The following is a 16,433-nucleotide window of genomic DNA, read 5'->3' as shown; positions in this document are numbered from 1 at the left end:
CGTCAGCCCTCGACGCCAGGTCTCGGACGCGTCGTCCAGGAGGGGTGGTCCCGGCAGATCGGGATCAACTGATGCGCCGCAGCACCGGGACGATCCGGAAGTCGACAGTGGCGTGGTCGATGGTGGCGTGCACCGGGGAATCGGCCATTTCGGTCATGATCCCCGAGGCGCTGCGGCGGCCGTCCGCGGCGGAGTCCCACGCGACGATGTCGGTGATGGTGCCCTCGTCGTCCTGCACGATCCGACGCCACCGGAAGCCGGGCTGGCGCCGCAGGTAGTCGTTGATGTCCTCGTTGGCGTTGACGAAGTCGGCGCCGGTGAGGCCGGGGACGAGCCGGAACGTCGTCATCTCAAGCGCTTCGCTCATTGGTGCACTCCTCGTGATGCGCGGTCAGCCCTGCGCGGTCGACCGCATGATGATCTCGTTGACGTCGACGCTGCCCGGCTGGGCGATCGCGTGGGCGATCGCGTCGGCTACCGCCGAGGCCGGCATTCCCAGCTCTTCGGCCGCCGCCTGGACGGCAGCCCGCACCGCAGGGTCGCCACCCCGCTCGGCGAGTTCCGAGTGGGTGTAGCCGGGGCTCACCAGGGTCACCCGGATGTCCCGGCTCTCCTGGCGCAGTCCTTCGGTGAGTGCCCGGACCGCGTACTTGGTGGCGCAGTAGACCGCAGCCGTCGGGTCGACGCGGTAGGCGGCGGTGGAACCGATGTTGACGATGTGTCCCGTGCCCTGGGCGCGCATCAGCGGCAACGCGGCGGCGATGCCGTACAGGGTGCCGCGCAGGTTCACCTCGATCATCTGGTCCCACTCGTCGACCCGCAGCGCGTCGAGGGTGGACAGCGCCATCACGCCGGCGTTGTTCACCAGTACGTCGATGCGGCCGTGCCGTTCGTGGGCGCCCCCGACGAAGGAGAGCACGCTGTCTCGGCTCGTGACGTCCAGCTCATGGTGCTCGGCGGTGCCACCGGCGGCGCGCAGTTCGTCGACGAGCGCGGCGAGCCGGTCGACGCGTCGGGCACCGAGCACGACGTGATGGCCGTCGGCGGCCAGCCGGCGGGCGGTCGCCGCACCGATACCACTGCTCGAACCGGTAATGAGAACGATCTTCGAGCCGGGACTGTCTTCCACTGATCCTCCTGCTGCACGTCGGGCCCGCTGCCCGAGCGCCGCAGCTCAACAATCCGGCCGGTACGCGGGCCCTGGAAGGGCGAGGCTTCCGGGGTGCGCCACACCCCGGCACGGCGTACCTTTCATCCGCTTTAAGGGCTTTCTGTCCCGTGCGCTCTCCACCTGCGGATGGCGCAACCCGGCGGCGAAGTCACCAGGCGGCCGGAGACTCCGGCCCGAAGTCCTAGGCTGATCGACATGCCCGATGCAAACCGGCTCGGGGAATTCCTCCGGGCCAGCCGCGCGCGAGTCGACCCGAAAGAGGTCGGACTGCCCAGGGGCGGCGACCGCCGGGTACCCGGGCTGCGCCGCGAGGAACTCGCAGTCCTGGCCGGAGTGAGCGCCGACTACTACGCCCGCCTCGAACAAGGCCGGGAGCGCAACCCCTCCGCACAGCTGCTCGACGCCATTGGACGGGCCCTGCACCTCGACCCCGACGCGCGCCGCCATCTCTTCCGGCTCGCCGGGCTCCACCCCCGGCTCGGCCCGGACAACTCCCGGGACTCCGTGCACCCGGCGCTGCTGCGGCTGCTGGACGCCTTCCCCACCGCCGCCGCCTACGTGCTCGATCCCGCATTCGAGGTGCTGGCCACCAACAACGTGGCGGCCGCCCTGCTGTCCCCGTTCACCGGCCCGACCAACATGGTCCGGGTGCTGTTCCAGCATCCGCAGGCCCGCACCGTCTTCCCCGACTGGCCGTCCCTGACCGAGAACGTCGTACACGCCCTGCACCTCAACGCCGGCCGCTTCCCGGAAGACCCCCACATTCGGGCGCTCGTGGCCGACCTGCGACGGGACTCGCCGACGTTCCGCACCCTCTGGGAAGACCAGACCGTGCGGGGTCTGACCCGGATGTTCAAGGTCATAAACCACCCCGAGGCGGGGCGGGTCGAGCTGACCTACCAGACCTTCGACGTCCGCGACGCTCCCGGTCAACAACTGCTGGTCGGCACACCTGAACCGGACAGCGCCGAGGCTCTGGCCGCCCTGGCGGCAGCAGATCGGGTGATCGCGGCCCAGCCGGCGGCTGGAGGTCAGCCATCCCAGGCAGCCCCCGACCGCCCGGCCGACAGGCACGAGCCATGATGACCATGTAGGGGTCGGGCCGATCAGAGGCGCGTACCGCCTGCCAGGCTGATCAGGCGGGGATAGGGAGCAGCGGCATGGAACCGCAGTCCGGAAACGGCGACGATGCGGTCGCGCGTGCGCGCGAGCTGGTTCGGGCCGAGCAGTTCGGGCCCGCCATCGAACTGCTGCGCGAGCACCTGAACGCCCGCCCGGATGACGCCATTGCCTGGCGCCGCCTCGCCGGCGCCCTGATTGGACTCGGCGACCATGCCGCTGCGGTCGATGCGGCTGGTCGAGCAATCGACATCGACCCCGAGGATGTGGCTGCCTACCGCTACCGGGCGCTCGCTCTTCTCATGCTCAAGCGGGACCGGGAGTCGTATGCCGACGCGAAGCGCGCGGTGGAGCTTGCACCCGATGACCACGAGGCGCTGACCCTGCTCGCCCGGAACGTCGTCGAGGTTGATCGCGATGTAGCGCGGTTCAAGGAGCTCATCGATCGGGCGCTCACCGTGAATCCGGACAGTGCCCCTGCACGGCACCTGGCCAGGCAATATCGAAGGCTCCATCGCCGGAAGCTAGCCGTCGCGATGCACCTGGTGATCCTTCCGGCCGCGATCGTGTCGCTGGTTGGTTGGTTCGCGGTAGACACCGGCAGGTCGACGGCCGCTCGTTGGATGGTGTGGCCTTGCCTTGTCGCGCTGGCCGTCATCCTTGTCAGAGGCGTGTTCACGTGGTCGGCACGCGGCGTGCTCCCGATGCTCACACTGCCCCAGGTGTCGGCAGCGGCGAGCGCCGCCGGAATTGTCGCGGCAGGCGCGGGTTACGGCGCTACCCGAGGAGCCCCAACCGCAGCCGTCCTTGGCCTGACCGCTGTTGCGATATCGGGCGCCTTCGGGCTTCTCCTGCTCCGTCACGGCGCACGGCACAGCCGCCTGTCAGAAGAATCTACGACTGGCCGTAGATCGTCTAGCCGGGACACGTCACGCATGCCCTGAGATCGATCCGTCACGCAGGTCCCACCGGAGGAGGGCCGCCCGCGCCGCCTGGTCGGCAACCTTCTGCGGCCGGCGGACGGCAACTCGTTCGCACATCTCGGAAGCCAAGATCATGCCTGAGTTGTGCCCTGGCCGTGCCCGATGATCATCGGTTGGAGCTGTCGCAGCTCAGAGGCGCTGAATGGTGGGCCGCCAGGGACTCGAACCCTGAACCTATGGATTAAAAGTCCACAGCTCTGCCATTGAGCTAGCGGCCCGCGCGCTCAGGTTACCCGACCGTCCACGCCCCGGCTGATGTCCGCCCCCGGTCTGGCGCAGCGATGTTGATCTAAGCCCACGACGGTGTGGGCGTTGGACGATCGCCGTGATGGTGCACTGCGGTCCACCGAGCCGGCCAACTGGCGAAGTGGGTCGAGTCGGCTCGACATCTGCGGCGAACTTTCACACCGCTCTGTCACCGACATAGCTTCATCACCGATATATTGAGGCCATGGCCACACCCACGCCACTGCGGGAACCCACCTTCCTGATCCTCACCGCGCTCGCGCGGGAATCCATGCACGGCTACGGCATCATCAGCGACGTCGCGGCCCTCTCCGGCGGGCGGCTGGCGCTGCGGCCCGGCACCCTCTACGGCGCACTCGACCGCCTCACCGACGAAGGCCTGGTCGAGCGGGACCGCGAGGAGGTCGTCGAGGGACGGCTGCGCCGCTACTACCGGCTCACCGACGCGGGCCGGTCAGTGCTCACCGCCGAGACCGAACGACTGCGCCGCAACGTCGAGGCCGCCACCCAGCGGTTGGCTGTTCGACCTGCGGGCACCCGCACCGCTGGCGGCACCGCACGTGGCCCTCTCACCGTCCCCGGAACGGCCGCCCGCCCCATCCTCGACCGACCGGAGGCCCGGCATGAACCAGTCCCACCCTGCCCCGGAACAGGCCGGGTCGCCGCTGGAGTCCCGCTACCGGCGACTGCTGTGGGCCTACCCGGGTGACTACCAGGCCGAGCGGGGCGACGAGATCGTCGGGACGTACCTCGACACCGTCGAACCGGGGCGGCGCTGGCCGTCCCCACACGACGCCCTCGACCTGCTCGGCGCCGGAATTCGGGAGCGACTACGCGGGTACGGCGCACTTGGGCTGGCGGCCGCCTTCCCACTGGCCGCGACCGCCGCGCTGAGCACCCTCGTCGCGGTCGCCGCCTTCTTCCTCTTGCAGGTCGAGTTCGAAGACCCCCGCCTCGCCAGACTGGACCCGGTCGGCCCGTTCCAGACCCTCGGCGCTGTCATCTGGCTGGGCTGGCTGCTCGTCGGCCTCACCGCCACGGTGCTGCCCGGATCCTGGACCCGAACCGCCGCAGCCTGCGGTCTCCTGCTGACCGTCGCCGTGCCGCCCGTGGCCGCCCTCACCGGACAACCCCGACCGCCGATGTTCGTGCTGATCCCCGCCGTCGCGCTCGGCCTGGCCACGCTCGCACTGCCCGCCCATCCCGGCTGGGCCGCGCGTAGCCTGCCGCCGCTCACGGCCGGCGCTGTGGCGGCCGCGTCCGTGGCGTTCAGCGCCGCCGAGAACGGCGGCAACATGTTCACGTCGTACGGCTCGACGCCCGAACTGTTGGCGATGGCCGGGGGGTTGATGTTCGCACTGGTCCTGATCGTCGGGCTCGGCCGCGCCCTGCGAGCCGACGACGCCGGCCTCTGGGCGGCCCTGCTGCTCGCCACCCCGGCTGGCCTGTTCGGCGCCGACCAGCTCAGCCAAGGGATCTGGGGCAGTCGGGGAGGCGGACCGGGCGCGGCGGCCTACGCCACCACAACCGGGACGATCCTTCTTGTCGGTGCGGCACTGCTGGCGGCGGCCATCGCCGGCCAGTCCGCACGCCACCAGAGCGTACGTCGACAGGTGCTCGACAAGGCCTGCCCGACCTGCGGCCACCGTTCGACGGCGACGACTGGGACCTGACGTCGCCGGATCGGCGATGCGGCGCTTATCTGCACGGGGTCGGTGGCCGGGAGCGGATCAGGGCGACCTCGCCTGGTGGCGCATGGGTGTAGGCCGGCGGGGAACCACTACCGGCATGGGATCAAGCAGCGCGCCGGCCGTGGCAGCCTCCGGGGAGGAGGTCGGGCCCGATGGCGTACGCCAGCCGGGTGGGGAGGTGCACGCCTGGCTGCCTGGCCAGAACCAGACGGTCTGTGGCCTGGCGCTGAGCCGGACCCGGCTGCGGCGCTTCCCGCATGTGCGCTTCGACTACTCCGGCACTGACGTGCTGACCGAGGCGGACGCGGTGGGCTGGATCTGCCCACGCTGCCTGGCCGCCACCGCTGGCCGGCGGGGGAAGGAGAAGCACGGCTGGGTACGGCATTCCCCGCGGCCTTGATCGACTCGGGTTTCAGGAAATCGGGGTGTTCTGCACGCGGTGATGCCCCGACTTTCAGGAAGTCGAGTCGATCAAGGGAGCGGGGCGAGGGCCGTGCGCTGCGCGGGGCGCTGCGGGTGGGTGGTTGAGCTGCGGCTGGGCGGGTACGGGATCGGGCATGCGGATCGTGGTGGTGGGGGCTAGCGGCAACGTCGGTACGGCGCTGCTGCGGCGGCTGCGCCGGGAGCGGGGCGTGGAGCTGGCCGGGGTCGTACGACGGTTGCCCGGCCCGGACGCCGGTGAGCCGTACGACCAGGTGGAGTGGCACTCCTGCGACATCGGCGCGCCGAGCGCAACCGGTCAGCTCGCCGAGGTGTTCGCGGGTGCGGACGCGGTGGTGCACCTGGCCTGGCAGATCCAGCCCAGCCACGACCAGCGGGTGCTGCGCCGGACCAACGTCGAGGGCAGCCGGGCGGTGATCGACGCGGTGGTCGGGGCGCGCGTGCCGGCTCTGGTGTACGCCTCGTCGGTCGGCACCTACGCGCCCGGCCCGAAGGACCACCCGATCAGTGAGCGGTGGCCGGCGACCGGTGTGCCCGGCTCGTCGTACAGCGAGCACAAGGCCGAGGTGGAGGCGCTGCTGGACCAGGTCGAGCGCGATCACCCGACGCTGCGGGTGGTGCGCATGCGACCTGGGTTGATCTTCCAACGGGCGGCCGGTGCGGAGATCACGCGGTACTTCCTCGGCCCGCTGGCGCCGGTGCGGTTGTTGCGCTTCGGCCGGATTCCGCTGGTGCCGACGAACCGTCGGTTGCGAATGCAGGCGGTGCACGCCGATGACGTGGCCGACGCGTACGCCCGGGCGGTGTTGGGTGATGCGCGCGGCGCCTTCAACGTCGCCGCGGACCCGGTGCTCACTCCGGAGCTGGTGGCCCGGCACTTCCACGGTTGGACGGTGCCGGTCGCCGCGCCGGTGTTGCGCGCGGCGGCCGCGCTGACCTGGCGGGCGCGGCTGCAACCGGTCGACGCGGGCTGGGTGGAGCTGGGTCTGAACGCCCCGCTGATGTCCAGCGAGCGCGCGGAGACCGAGCTGGGCTGGCAGCCCAAGATCAGTGCGCTGACGGCGCTCAGGGAACTCTTCGCCGGCATGGCCGACGGCGACCACACGGCGAGCCCACCGATGTCCGGCGCCCGGGACCTGCCCGGCCGCCCCGCTGCCCTCCTGCACGCCCGCCCCCCAGGCCAGGGAAACCCCTACTAACCCCCACCCCACTGTGTTGATCAAGAGGTTTCGGTCAAAAAACGCCGCCCAGTTGACCGAAACCTCTTGATCACCGGCGCGGGGCAGTGCGCGGGCGGAGCGCGGGGCGCGGGCGCAGTGCGCGGCGCGGGGCGCGGGCGCAGTGCGCGGCGCGCCGGCAGGGGGTGGGGGGTCAGGAGAGGGTGGAGGCTGTCACTGTGGGGTTGCGGGCGCCCAGGAAGAAGATTCCGGGGAAGCCGCGGGTCTCGAACTTGGCGCTGGGGTTGCGGCGCAGCGTCGAGTTTTCGATCCTCATCGTGCCGGTGCGGTTGTTGCTCACGAAGAAGACCGCGCCGCCGCCCTCGTTGGCCTTGTTGTTCTCGATGATGGTGCCGGCGATCCGTACGGTGAACTCGTTGCCGTCGCAGTAGATCGCGCCGCCGCTGCCGCCGCCGGGCGTGCCGGACTTCGCCGGGTTGGCGCCGTTGCCGATCGCCTCGTTGTTCCTCAGCAGACTGTTCAGCACCACCCACGACACGCCGATGCTGCTCAGCGCCCCTCCGTTGGAGCAGGAACCGCCGTCGAAGGTGCTGCCCACCACGTACACCGGCTTGTTCTCGTACTGGCTCAGCACCCGCACGGCCGCGCCACCCAGGTCGGGGCCGGTACGGTCGCAGCGGTTGCGGACGAAGCGCGAGTTGACCACCTTCAGCCGCCCGCCGCGTACGAAGATCGCCCCACCGCCGCCGCCCTCGGCCTTCTCGCCCGTGGAGTTGCCGTCGGCGAAGGTCAGGTTCTGCACGGTGAGCTGCGGGTGATCCTGGTTCTGGCAGTGCGAGGTGGTGAAGCCCTGGGCCTGGTCGCAGGTGTTCATGTAGAGGATCCGGCGCTGCCCCTGGCCGCTCAACGTGACAGTGCCGCCGCCGTCCAGCACGACCTTCGGCCCGTTGGCGTTGCGGACCTTCGCGGTGGCGGTCATCTTGATGGTCACCGGGGCGGGTCCACAGTTGAACGTGATGACACCGCCGGCCGCCACCGCCTTCACCACCGCCGCCGAGGTGCAGCTCGCCGCGGTGCCGGTGCCGATGGTCCGGGTCGGCTTCGAGGTGTCCACCGCCCGGGCCTCGGCCGGCACGGTCGCCTTGCCGTTCGGGTTGCCGGCAGTGAGCACCTTGTTGGCGGGCTTCGGGCTCGCGCTGGCCCCGGGGCCTCCGAGGCCGTCCCGGGCCTGTGGCGCTGCGCTCTGACCCCCGGTCGGAGAAGCGGTCGGCGAAGCGGTCGAGCCGGCCTCGAAGGCGGGGGCCGGGTCGTCGGACGCGCAGCCGGGCAGGGTCGCGGTGGCGACACCGAGGACGAGGAGAGCGGCAAGCGACGTCATGCGCACCAGGTGATGCTAGGAGCCGCGACCGCGCCGTGACGAATCCGCCGAGCCGGCTTAATGCACTGCTAAACCACGCTCGCTGCCAAGCCGCGCCCGCCGCCCGCCGCCAAGCCGCGCCCGCCGCCGCGCCGGATGTGGCGCGGTGACCGGTGATCAGGTGTGGGAGAGGGCGAAGGCGGTCAGGAAGCCGGCGACCGTGATCAGACCGACCAGCAGGTGCGCGTTCTCGAACGCCTCGGGGACCATGGTGTCGGTGATCATGGCGAGGATCGCCCCGGCGGCCAACGCCGTGATGGCGGCCAGCACCTCCGGCGGCGCGCTGCCCAGCAGAGTGTTGCCGACCAGCGCGGCGACGCCACTGACCAGCGCGATCCCGGTCCAGAGCAGGAACACGTACCGTCGGGTGCGGCCGGCCTGCCGCATGCCGGCCGCGCTGGACAACCCCTCCGGAACGTTGCTGAGGAACACCGCCGCCACCGTGACCAGGCTGACCGCGCCACCGCTGAGCAGGCTGGCGCCGATCACCACCGATTCCGGTACGCCGTCGAGGAGCGCGCCGACCGCGATCGCCGACCCGGAGCCGGGCTGCTCACCCTCGGAGGGCTGTTGGTCGCCGGACCGCTTGCGGTGCCGCGCCCCGCGCCGGGCCAGCACCACGTTGGCGAGGGTGTAGGCAGCCGCGCCACCGGCCGCGCCGATCACCGTGGGCAGCAGTCCGCCCTGGTCGTGGGCGACCTCGATCAGCTCGTAGGAGACCGCGGAGAGCAGCACCCCCGCGCCGAACGCCATCACCGACGCGGTGAGCCGCTGTGGGACGCGGACGAACCAGCCGACCGCCGCCCCGATCAGCAGCGCCGACCCGGCCAGCAGTCCCCATCCGCCCGCCTGTAACCACTCTGGCATTCCGGGGACCGTACCCGGTGGGGTGCGGGCGGCAAACCGTGCTCAGAAGTCGGCGAAGAGGTACGGCACCCGGCGGGGGAACAGGCCGCGCAGCTCCACTGCGGCGTCCCCCGGCACCTCACCCAGACCGCGCAGCGGCAGCTCGGCCGGGTCCAGCACCCCGTACGCGAGGGCGGAGAGCCCGGCGGCGGTGAGCGTGGCGGTCGGCGCGCGGCCGGTGGTGTCGTCGACCAGCTCCAGCGCGCCGGTCGTGCCGTCGAGCAGGTGGGTGCCGGCCAGCCAGCGGTCCCCGGTCAGCTCGACCCGGACCCGGCCCGGGCCGGCGGGCAGCCCGCGCAACGCGTCAAGCGACAGCAGCCGGGCCATCGGCGCGGACGCGCCCGGCACGGCGGTGCGGGCCTCGACGTGCACGTCCAGGTCGGTCAGCCACAGCTCGGGCAGCTCGTCGGGCGGAACCTGAACGGTGACCCGTTCGATCTGGTCCACGTGCCGGGCGAAGAACTGCAGCAGCAGCGCCCGCGCGAGCGGATCGGAGACCAGCAGCTCGTTGCCGTGCAGCGTGCCGCCGTGTTCGTCGATCCGGTACGTCACCGCGCCGGTGACCTCCCCGGCCACCCGGGCGGTGAGCAGCCAGTACTCGTCACGGTCGCGCATCCCGACCGCCCGGTAGTCCGGGAAGATCGCGAAGCCGTGCCGTTCCCGGAGGTTGCGTTCGGTGAACGCCCGCCACGCCGGATAGCCGGCGGCGATGCGTTCCCAGCTCACCTCGCCGGGCAGGTCCACCCGGAGCAGCGAGCCCAGGTTGGCCGGGGCGAAGGTGACCCGGCGTGGCTTGGGTAACCCGACGTAGCCGAACCGGGCGTAGAAGCTGGGCCGGAACGGATAGAGCGCGCTGAGCGGATGACCCTCGTCGCGCATCTCGTCGAGGAGTTGGTGCAGCAACGTCCGGACGTGTCCCTGCCGGCGGGCCAACGGATGGGTCGCCACCCCGGCGACCCCGGCCATCGGCAGCACCACCCCGCGCAGGTTCTGCCGCATCGGAATGGCCGAGACGGCGGCCAACGTGGTGCCGTCCTCCTCGGTGATGAGCGTCCGGTTGCCCTGGTTGTAGGGCAGGTAGTCGCGGAACTCGGCCGTCCGGGCGGCACTCAGTGGCGAGGATTCGAAGGCGTACGCGGCCAGCGGGAAGCTGGTGGTGAGACGGTCGTCGTCGGTCACCCGGCGGATGGTCATTCGCCCATCTCAACCTGCCGCGCGGGTCGCAGCAACCGGATTGGCCCGATCCGCGCGACGTGCGGCGGTCACCCGACCGGCAGGTGCCGCAGGTGCCGGCGGCGGCGCAGGCGGACGCTGGCCACCGCGGCCACGCCAACCGCCAGCAGGGCGGTGACGACGAGCCCGTGCAGCAACCCCCGGGAGAGGTAGCCGTGGTCGGTGTTGTCGACGGTCCAGGTGGCGATCTCCCGGCTCGACCAGAACGGCGTCAACCTGGCCCCCGACCCGGCCGGGTCGATCAGCATCTGCACCGTCACCACGGTGAGCAGCAGCAGCGTGCCCTCCAACTCGCGGGGCAACAGCGCACCGATCAACATCCCGAACGGCGCGGCCACCGCGACGGAACAGAGCATCGCCGCCGCCAGGCCGCCGTACCGCAGGTCCGCGCCGTCGATCATCGGCAGCAGGAAGAACGGTACGGAGATGACCAGCCCCACCGTCCACAGGCCGAGCATCCGTCCGAGGTAGAGGTGGTGTGGACGGTAGCCGGCCAGCCGCAGCCTCGGCTCCAGCTCGCGGGCCGCGGTGGTGGCGAACAGCGCGGCGGTGCTCACCGCCCAGCCCACGCCGAGCAGCAGCGAGCGAACCGACTGCCCGAGGTAGGCGTCCCGCCGGATCAGGTAGAAGGTCAACGGCATCAACAACAACAGCAGGAGTACGCCCCGACGCCGCAGCAGCTCCCGCAGTGTCATCTCGGCGACGGTGACGAGCCGGTTCATGGGCGACCTCCCTGAATGCCGGGCGCGTGCCACCCGGTCTCCCGCGCCGGGGTCAGGTCGAGCACGATGTCCACCCGGTCGAGTTGGTTGAGCAGGTGGGTCACCACGACGATGGCGGTGCCGGTGTCGCGCAACCTGCTGAGCTGGTCCCAGAAGTTGACGTACGTGCCCTGGTCGAAGCCCTGGTACGGCTCGTCGAGCAGCAGCACGTCGGGCGCGCTGAGCGTGGACATGGTCAGGTTGAGCTTCTGCCGGGTGCCGCCGGACAGGTGGCGGGCCTGCACGTCCCCGCCCGCTTCCCAACCGAGTTGACGGGCAGCCGCCCGACCGGCGCGGCGGGCCGGGCCCCGGGCCACGCCCTGGCCGGCGCCGATGAGCACGAAGTGTTCGTCGGCGAGCAGGAAGTCGGCGGTGCCGCCGGACTGCGGGCAGTAGCCGAGTCGCCCGGAGACTGTCACCTCACCGGCGTCCGGTGACATCAGCCCGGCGCAGATCCGGAGGAAGGTGCTCTTGCCGCAGCCGTTCGCGCCGATGACGGCGGCGATCTGTCCGGCCCGGACGGTCAGTGTGGCGTCGCGCAGCACGCTCCGCCGTCCGTACCTCTTGGTGATGCCGGCGGCGTGCAGCCGGACCGGCCCGGGGCGCGGTCCGGGCGCGGTGCCGATGCTCTCCACGACGGCGCCCGCGTACTGCTGGGGTGGGCCGAAGACGACCCAGGGGTCGCCGCCTCCCTCGCGCAGGTGTGTGGCGGCCTCGGCGACCACGTGCCGCGCGGCGTCCGCCGCGACCCGCCGCTGGTGCAGCTCGGCCGTGAGCGTACGCAGCCAATCGTCGGCGTTCACCGGCTGACCCCCTTCGTGACGATGTCGTTCACCGGCCGGACGAAGGTGAGCCAGGCGCTGCCGCCGGCGCGGAGCGCCGCGTACCCGTCGTCGGTGAGCCGGTAGTACTTGCGGGCCGGCCCGGCGTTGCCCTCCCGCCACTGCGCGGTCACCAGGCCGGTCTTCTGCAGGCGCAGCAGCACGGGATAGAGCGTGCCGCCCTGGATCGGCCCGACGCCCGCCGTGTCGAGCGCCTGGGCGAGCTGGTAGCCGTAGGACTCGCCTTCGGACAGCAGGGCCAGGACGCAGATGTCGAGCACCCCCCGCAACCACTGCCCGCGCCGGTCGGAATCCACTCGATGGACAGTAGCGACGCAAGCTAGATGGCACAACCATCTACTGTCGGCGACGGCACCCGGACGGCCGGCCCGGAGCCGGCCGCCGAGTGAGTCGTACGGGTCAGCGGGTGACGACGTCCGAGACCACGACCGTGACGTTGTCCGGTGCCCCGGCATGGTGGGCCAGCTTCACCAACTGCTCACCGCACTGCTGACGGTCGGCGTACATGCCCAGGGCCGCCGCGATGGCCTCGTCCTCGACGTAGTCGGAGAGCCCGTCGCTGCACAGCAGCAGCCGGTCACCGGGGACCACTGTGAGCACACCGACAGCGGGCGGGGTGTCGGCGCCCTGCACGGCCCGGGTCACCAGGGACCGCTGCGGGTGGTGGCGGGCCTGCTCGGGCGAGAGGGTGCCCTGATCGACCAGCGCCTGCACGAACGTGTCGTCCCGGGTGAGCTGGGTCAGCTCCCCGTCGCGCAGCAGGTAACAGCGGGAGTCGCCCACCTGGGCCAGCACCAGCGTCTCCCCGGCCAGCAGCGCCGCGGTGAGCGTCGTCCCCATGCCGTCCCGGCTCGGGTCGACGGTGATCGCGGCGTGGATGCGCTGGTTGGCGGTGCTGACCACGGCACGCAGGGCGTCGGCGGCGCCGTCGGGGTCGGTCGGCGGAGCCAGCTCGTCCAGGATCCGGATCACGATCTCGCTCGCCACCTCGCCCGCAGGCAGCCCGCCCATGCCGTCGGCGACGGCGATCAGGCGGTCACCGGCGAGGGCGGAGTCCTCGTTGTTGGTGCGCACCAAGCCGATGTCGTTGAGGATGACCGAGCGGAGGATCAGCGTCATGGGGTCAAGCTTGCCAAGAACAACCCGCATTCGTCTCTACGCCTCCTACCTAGGTCGAGAAATGATTGCGATTTTCGTCGGCGGCCCCGACGGTGCGTGACCGGTCGGCCCGTTCTCAGCGGCGCGGATAGCGCAGGAGCAGGCTGGCGGCGACCTCCTCGTCACCCACCGCCGCGTAGCTGTGCGGCACGTCCGACACCCAGCGGAGGTGACCACCGGCCGGGGCGGTCAGCGGTGCGTCGGCCGGCCCGGCGCGCAGCACCCCGGCGAAGACAGTGACGTGCTCGGTGACCCCCGCCGGGTGGGCGGGGGAGAGCTGCCCGGGGCCGGGCGCCACCCGCATCCGGTACAGCTCGTAGGTCGCGTCGGTGTCGGTGAACACCTCCAGCAGGGTGGCGGTGACGGCGGAGCCGTGCACTGTCGGCCCGGCGGCCGGCTCCGCCAGCACGGCCGTCAGCGGTACGCCGAGCTGCGCGGTGACCGCCCAGAGCGTCTCCAGGGTGGGGTTGCGGGTGCCGTTCTCCAGGCCGGAGAGGGTGGCCTTTCCGACACCGGCGAGCCGGGCGAGTGTGGACAGTGAGATCCCCCGCTCCTCGCGCAAAGCACGGACCCGGCGTCCGACGACGGCGGGATCCACGTCGAGGCCCGGACGCGGGGCTGGTGGTGGGTGTGACACCCGGCTATCGTGCTACACGCTGCCGTTCCGTAAACGGAACAGTCGGGAGGGTTGGAGTGGCGGGACCCGTACAACCGGTGCTGGCCGGGGTGGTGACCGCGCTGGTGGGCTTCGCCAGCTCGTTCACCGTCGTGCTGGCCGGGCTCCGAGCGGCTGGCGCGTCGGACGCGCAGGCCGCCTCCGGCCTGCTCGCGCTCTGCGTGGCGAGCGGCCTCGCCGCCGCCTGGCTGGGCTGGCGGTACCGGATACCGATGAGCGCCGCCTGGTCCACTCCGGGCGCGGCGTTGCTGGTAGCGACCGGGCCGCCACCGGGCGGATGGCGGGTGGCGGTGGGCGCGTTCCTCGTCTCCGGCGTGCTGATCGTCGCCGCCGGACTGTTCCCGCCACTCGGTCGGGCGGTGGCCGCCATCCCCAAGCCGGTGGCCGGCGCGATGCTCGCCGGGGTGCTGCTGCCGCTGTGCACAGCCCCGGTCCGCGCGCTTGTCGAGCTGCCGGTGGTGGCCGGGCCGGTAGTGGTCGCCTGGCTGCTGCTGCACCGGTTCGCCCGCCGCTGGGCGGTGCCCGGTGCGCTGGTGGTGGCGGTGGCGGCGATCGCGCTCACCGCACCGCCGGCCGGCCTGACCGGTGCCGCGCTGATCCCGTCGGTCACCCTGACCGCGCCGGCCTGGAACGCGTCCGCACTGGTCGGGGTGGCCCTGCCGCTGTTCCTGGTCACCATGGCCGCGCAGAACGTACCCGGCGTGGCCGTGCTGGTCGGCTACGGCTACCGGCCGCCGTTCGGCGCCGCGCTACGTACCACCGGCCTGGCCAGCCTGCTCGCCGCCCCGGCCGGCGGGCACGCGGTGAACCTCGCGGCGATCACCGCCGCGCTCGCCGCCGGCCCCGACGCGCACCCCGACCCGGAGCGCCGGTGGATCGCCTCGGTCACGGCCGGCGCTGGACTGGCAGTGCTCGGCCTGGGCGCCGGGGTGGCCACCACGCTTGTCGCTGTCGCCCCACCGATCCTCATCGAGGCGGTCGCCGGGCTGGCGCTGCTGGGCGCCCTCGCCACCGCGCTCGCCTCGGCGGTGACCGACCCGGCGACCCGCGAGGCCGCCGTTGTCACCTTCGTGGTGACCGCGTCCGGGGTGACGCTGATCGGCGTGGGCGGCGCGTTCTGGGGCCTGGTCGCGGGCTGCCTGATGCTGCTGCTCTTCCACCGCCGCCCAGCCGCCCCGTCAGCCGAGGCCACCCCCGCCGAGCCGGGGCCGTCGGGTTACTCCTCGGATGGCAGGTCGGCCACGCCGACGGCCAGGAGGACCCGGCCGTCGGCCACCGAGCCGATCCGGTCGGCCGGTACGTAGACCGCGCCGGTGCGGGTCAGCTCGGTCGAGACCTTCAGGTAGCCGCTGTGCAGCAGCCGCGCCGCCAGATCGGCCGGCACGTCCGGCTCCTCGACCGCGGTCGCCTCGATCAGCTCGTCCAGGCTGCTGCCCGGGTCGGCGGTCGGTGTCTGGACGGTCACCGCGTTCGGGTCGCCCCGCTGGACGAGGTCCACGGTTCCGACCTCGGTGCCGGCTGAGTCGACCACCGGCATCCCGGTGGTGATCCGTGAGATGGTCGCCTGCTGCGCGTCCTGCTGGTCCATCCCGCTGCGGTTCCCAGGGCGTCGCGCCGCTAAACGCCGCCGTGCCGGAGGTGATAGCTGCGGAGGCGGCAGATACGCAGGTGATGGGCCTGAAGAGCGTGATGCCTCTGAGGCATCACCATGCCTCAGAGGCATCACCGTCGAAAGCAATACCGCCTCCACGGCCCGCGCAAGGTGGCGGGCGACGGGCCGCCACGCAGCCCGTTCAGGTGTTCGGGAGGGTCCAGCCGCCGGGCGGTCGGGGAGACAGCTCGCGCCAGGTGTCCGGCCCGTCGAGCAGTGCCCGGACGGTGTCCTCGGCCTCGTCCGCACTGCCGTACTCGTAGAAACGGGAGATGCCCTCGGCGCCACCGGCGCGCTGCTCGACATGCCATCGGTCGGCGTCCACCCGCAGGAAGACGTCCCGCCGGGCCAGTCGCCCCCACTTCCCGTTCCACCAGTGCTTTCGCTGCTCCATGGCGGGACTCTATCGAACACACGTACGAGAAGGTGCGGCCCCTGCGGGAATCCCACAGGGGCCGATGTGCATCCGTTCGGCGTCAGCGCTGCGTCGGCGGCTCGGGACGGCGGCCCAGCACGTCGTCCAGCGCCCCGCGCTGCTGGCCGGGAGTGGTGTGACCGGCGGAGACCAGGGCGTCCCGGATCTCGGTGAGCAGCTTGACCTCCTCGCTCGGCGCCGAGGGCGGCGGCTCCTCGCCCCGCTGCCGCCGCTCGGCCAGCTTGTTCATCGGGAACACCACGAAGAAGTAGAGCACTGCGGCAGTGAGCAGGAACGTGATCAGGGCGTTGATGAACGCCGCCCAGTCGAAGACCTGACCGTTGAGTGTCCACTTCCCGGCCGAGAGGCTGGTGCCCCCGCCGATTGCCTTGATCAGTGGTTCAAGGAACGACTTGGTGAGCTGGGTGACCACGCCCGTGAAAGCAGCACCGATGACGATGCCGACCGCCAGGTCGACGACGTTGCCGCGCATGATGAAGTCTTTGAAACCCTTGAGCATCCGTACTCCCGAGGTGTCCGCTTTT

Annotated in this window: 19 protein-coding genes, 1 tRNA gene and 1 pseudogene; 7 read left to right on the top strand and 14 right to left on the bottom strand. The window is 71.7% G+C overall.

Annotation, left to right across the window (positions count from 1 at the left end; all coding sequences use genetic code 11):
• Positions 1–64: 64 nt before the first annotated feature.
• Together AB0C03_RS14785 and AB0C03_RS14780 are read right to left on the bottom strand one after the other, a co-directional pair.
• Positions 65–367, bottom strand: a complete 303-nt coding sequence (locus tag AB0C03_RS14785; RefSeq protein WP_030332311.1) for a hypothetical protein — start codon at positions 365–367, stop codon at positions 65–67.
• Between the two features lie 24 nt (positions 368–391).
• Positions 392–1,129, bottom strand: a complete 738-nt coding sequence (locus AB0C03_RS14780; protein ID WP_030332313.1) for an SDR family oxidoreductase — start codon at positions 1,127–1,129, stop codon at positions 392–394.
• 237 nt (positions 1,130–1,366) lie between these two features.
• On the opposite strand from AB0C03_RS14780, the gene AB0C03_RS14775 reads away from it, so the two are divergent.
• Both AB0C03_RS14775 and AB0C03_RS14770 read left to right on the top strand, forming a co-directional pair.
• Positions 1,367–2,254 (top strand): helix-turn-helix domain-containing protein, encoded by an 888-nt coding sequence (locus AB0C03_RS14775; RefSeq protein WP_051708477.1) that lies wholly within the window; start codon positions 1,367–1,369, stop codon positions 2,252–2,254.
• Between the two features lie 77 nt (positions 2,255–2,331).
• Positions 2,332–3,234 (top strand): tetratricopeptide repeat protein, encoded by a 903-nt coding sequence (locus AB0C03_RS14770; protein WP_357637087.1) that lies wholly within the window; start codon positions 2,332–2,334, stop codon positions 3,232–3,234.
• Positions 3,235–3,416: 182 nt separating this feature from the next.
• Here AB0C03_RS14770 and AB0C03_RS14765 read toward each other — a convergent pair.
• Positions 3,417–3,491: transfer RNA gene (locus tag AB0C03_RS14765), tRNA-Lys, on the bottom strand.
• Positions 3,492–3,724: 233 nt separating this feature from the next.
• On the opposite strand from AB0C03_RS14765, the pseudogene AB0C03_RS14760 reads away from it, so the two are divergent.
• The 4 genes and pseudogenes from AB0C03_RS14760 to AB0C03_RS14745 all read left to right on the top strand — a co-directional run.
• Positions 3,725–4,078 (top strand): annotated as a pseudogene (locus AB0C03_RS14760) (PadR family transcriptional regulator); the annotation flags it as partial.
• A 64-nt stretch (positions 4,079–4,142) separates the two neighbouring features.
• The gene (locus AB0C03_RS14755) at positions 4,143–5,192 is read left to right on the top strand and encodes a GlsB/YeaQ/YmgE family stress response membrane protein (RefSeq protein ID WP_357637086.1); all 1,050 of its coding nucleotides are present in this window, start codon (positions 4,143–4,145) and stop codon (positions 5,190–5,192) included.
• Between the two features lie 115 nt (positions 5,193–5,307).
• Positions 5,308–5,610 carry a hypothetical protein gene (locus AB0C03_RS14750; protein ID WP_210865027.1) on the top strand — a complete coding sequence of 101 codons (303 nt, stop codon included), beginning with the start codon at positions 5,308–5,310 and terminating at the stop codon, positions 5,608–5,610.
• A gap of 157 nt (positions 5,611–5,767) precedes the next feature.
• Positions 5,768–6,850, top strand: coding sequence for an NAD-dependent epimerase/dehydratase family protein (locus AB0C03_RS14745; RefSeq protein WP_210858219.1), 1,083 nt, complete (start codon positions 5,768–5,770; stop codon positions 6,848–6,850).
• A 172-nt stretch (positions 6,851–7,022) separates the two neighbouring features.
• Here AB0C03_RS14745 and AB0C03_RS14740 read toward each other — a convergent pair whose 3' ends face one another.
• The 8 genes from AB0C03_RS14740 to AB0C03_RS14705 form a co-directional block, all read right to left on the bottom strand.
• Positions 7,023–8,207: a hypothetical protein gene (locus AB0C03_RS14740; RefSeq protein WP_210865063.1), complete on the bottom strand. Its 1,185-nt coding sequence runs from the start codon at positions 8,205–8,207 to the stop codon at positions 7,023–7,025.
• A 156-nt stretch (positions 8,208–8,363) separates the two neighbouring features.
• On the bottom strand, positions 8,364–9,113 hold the full coding sequence (locus AB0C03_RS14735; protein WP_210865025.1) for a ZIP family metal transporter: 750 nt from the start codon (positions 9,111–9,113) through the stop codon (positions 8,364–8,366).
• 42 nt (positions 9,114–9,155) lie between these two features.
• Entirely contained in the window at positions 9,156–10,346 is a 1,191-nt protein-coding gene (locus AB0C03_RS14730) for a GNAT family N-acetyltransferase (RefSeq protein WP_357637081.1), read from the bottom strand.
• Positions 10,347–10,414: 68 nt separating this feature from the next.
• Positions 10,415–11,107: a hypothetical protein gene (locus tag AB0C03_RS14725; protein WP_030332337.1), complete on the bottom strand. Its 693-nt coding sequence runs from the start codon at positions 11,105–11,107 to the stop codon at positions 10,415–10,417.
• Entirely contained in the window at positions 11,104–11,949 is an 846-nt protein-coding gene (locus AB0C03_RS14720; RefSeq protein ID WP_051708479.1) for an ABC transporter ATP-binding protein, read from the bottom strand. Before AB0C03_RS14720 ends, AB0C03_RS14725 begins: the two co-directional genes overlap by 4 nt.
• Complete coding sequence (locus tag AB0C03_RS14715) at positions 11,946–12,284, bottom strand: PadR family transcriptional regulator (RefSeq protein WP_030332341.1); 339 nt, start codon at positions 12,282–12,284, stop codon at positions 11,946–11,948. The genes AB0C03_RS14720 and AB0C03_RS14715 overlap by 4 nt, the downstream gene beginning before the upstream one ends.
• Before the next feature lie 103 nt (positions 12,285–12,387).
• Positions 12,388–13,107: a PP2C family protein-serine/threonine phosphatase gene (locus tag AB0C03_RS14710; protein ID WP_030332349.1), complete on the bottom strand. Its 720-nt coding sequence runs from the start codon at positions 13,105–13,107 to the stop codon at positions 12,388–12,390.
• Positions 13,108–13,222: 115 nt separating this feature from the next.
• Complete coding sequence (locus tag AB0C03_RS14705) at positions 13,223–13,783, bottom strand: XRE family transcriptional regulator (RefSeq protein ID WP_245233627.1); 561 nt, start codon at positions 13,781–13,783, stop codon at positions 13,223–13,225.
• Positions 13,784–13,839: 56 nt separating this feature from the next.
• On the opposite strand from AB0C03_RS14705, the gene AB0C03_RS14700 reads away from it, so the two are divergent.
• Positions 13,840–15,126: a benzoate/H(+) symporter BenE family transporter gene (locus tag AB0C03_RS14700; RefSeq protein ID WP_357637076.1), complete on the top strand. Its 1,287-nt coding sequence runs from the start codon at positions 13,840–13,842 to the stop codon at positions 15,124–15,126.
• Here AB0C03_RS14700 and AB0C03_RS14695 read toward each other — a convergent pair.
• The 3 genes from AB0C03_RS14695 to mscL form a co-directional block, all read right to left on the bottom strand.
• Positions 15,039–15,410, bottom strand: a complete 372-nt coding sequence (locus tag AB0C03_RS14695) for a hypothetical protein (RefSeq protein ID WP_030332355.1) — start codon at positions 15,408–15,410, stop codon at positions 15,039–15,041. The genes AB0C03_RS14700 and AB0C03_RS14695 overlap by 88 nt on opposite strands.
• Before the next feature lie 205 nt (positions 15,411–15,615).
• Positions 15,616–15,867 (bottom strand): hypothetical protein, encoded by a 252-nt coding sequence (locus AB0C03_RS14690; RefSeq protein WP_030332357.1) that lies wholly within the window; start codon positions 15,865–15,867, stop codon positions 15,616–15,618.
• A gap of 82 nt (positions 15,868–15,949) precedes the next feature.
• On the bottom strand, positions 15,950–16,408 hold the full coding sequence (gene mscL / locus AB0C03_RS14685) for a large conductance mechanosensitive channel protein MscL (RefSeq protein ID WP_030332359.1): 459 nt from the start codon (positions 16,406–16,408) through the stop codon (positions 15,950–15,952).
• Positions 16,409–16,433: the final 25 nt, after the last annotated feature.

The sequence above is a fragment of the Micromonospora parva genome (assembly GCF_040649675.1).
Lineage (GTDB): Bacteria > Actinomycetota > Actinomycetes > Mycobacteriales > Micromonosporaceae > Micromonospora > Micromonospora parva.
This window is presented reverse-complemented; position numbering and strand designations above follow the sequence as displayed.

Bases quoted from the DNA above. Each gene is read 5' to 3' on its own strand.
- AB0C03_RS14785 (WP_030332311.1), bottom strand. From the start codon at position 367: ATGAGCGAAGCGCTTGAGATGACGACGTTCCGGCTCGTCCCCGGCCTC.
- AB0C03_RS14710 (WP_030332349.1), bottom strand. From the start codon at position 13,107: ATGACGCTGATCCTCCGCTCGGTCATCCTCAACGACATCGGCTTGGTG.
- AB0C03_RS14740 (WP_210865063.1), bottom strand. From the start codon at position 8,207: ATGACGTCGCTTGCCGCTCTCCTCGTCCTCGGTGTCGCCACCGCGACC.
- AB0C03_RS14690 (WP_030332357.1), bottom strand. From the start codon at position 15,867: ATGGAGCAGCGAAAGCACTGGTGGAACGGGAAGTGGGGGCGACTGGCC.
- AB0C03_RS14750 (WP_210865027.1), top strand. From the start codon at position 5,308: ATGGGATCAAGCAGCGCGCCGGCCGTGGCAGCCTCCGGGGAGGAGGTC.
- AB0C03_RS14770 (WP_357637087.1), top strand. From the start codon at position 2,332: ATGGAACCGCAGTCCGGAAACGGCGACGATGCGGTCGCGCGTGCGCGC.
- mscL (WP_030332359.1), bottom strand. From the start codon at position 16,408: ATGCTCAAGGGTTTCAAAGACTTCATCATGCGCGGCAACGTCGTCGAC.
- AB0C03_RS14775 (WP_051708477.1), top strand. From the start codon at position 1,367: ATGCCCGATGCAAACCGGCTCGGGGAATTCCTCCGGGCCAGCCGCGCG.
- AB0C03_RS14735 (WP_210865025.1), bottom strand. From the start codon at position 9,113: ATGCCAGAGTGGTTACAGGCGGGCGGATGGGGACTGCTGGCCGGGTCG.
- AB0C03_RS14695 (WP_030332355.1), bottom strand. From the start codon at position 15,410: ATGGACCAGCAGGACGCGCAGCAGGCGACCATCTCACGGATCACCACC.
- AB0C03_RS14730 (WP_357637081.1), bottom strand. From the start codon at position 10,346: ATGACCATCCGCCGGGTGACCGACGACGACCGTCTCACCACCAGCTTC.
- AB0C03_RS14725 (WP_030332337.1), bottom strand. From the start codon at position 11,107: ATGAACCGGCTCGTCACCGTCGCCGAGATGACACTGCGGGAGCTGCTG.
- AB0C03_RS14755 (WP_357637086.1), top strand. From the start codon at position 4,143: ATGAACCAGTCCCACCCTGCCCCGGAACAGGCCGGGTCGCCGCTGGAG.
- AB0C03_RS14745 (WP_210858219.1), top strand. From the start codon at position 5,768: ATGCGGATCGTGGTGGTGGGGGCTAGCGGCAACGTCGGTACGGCGCTG.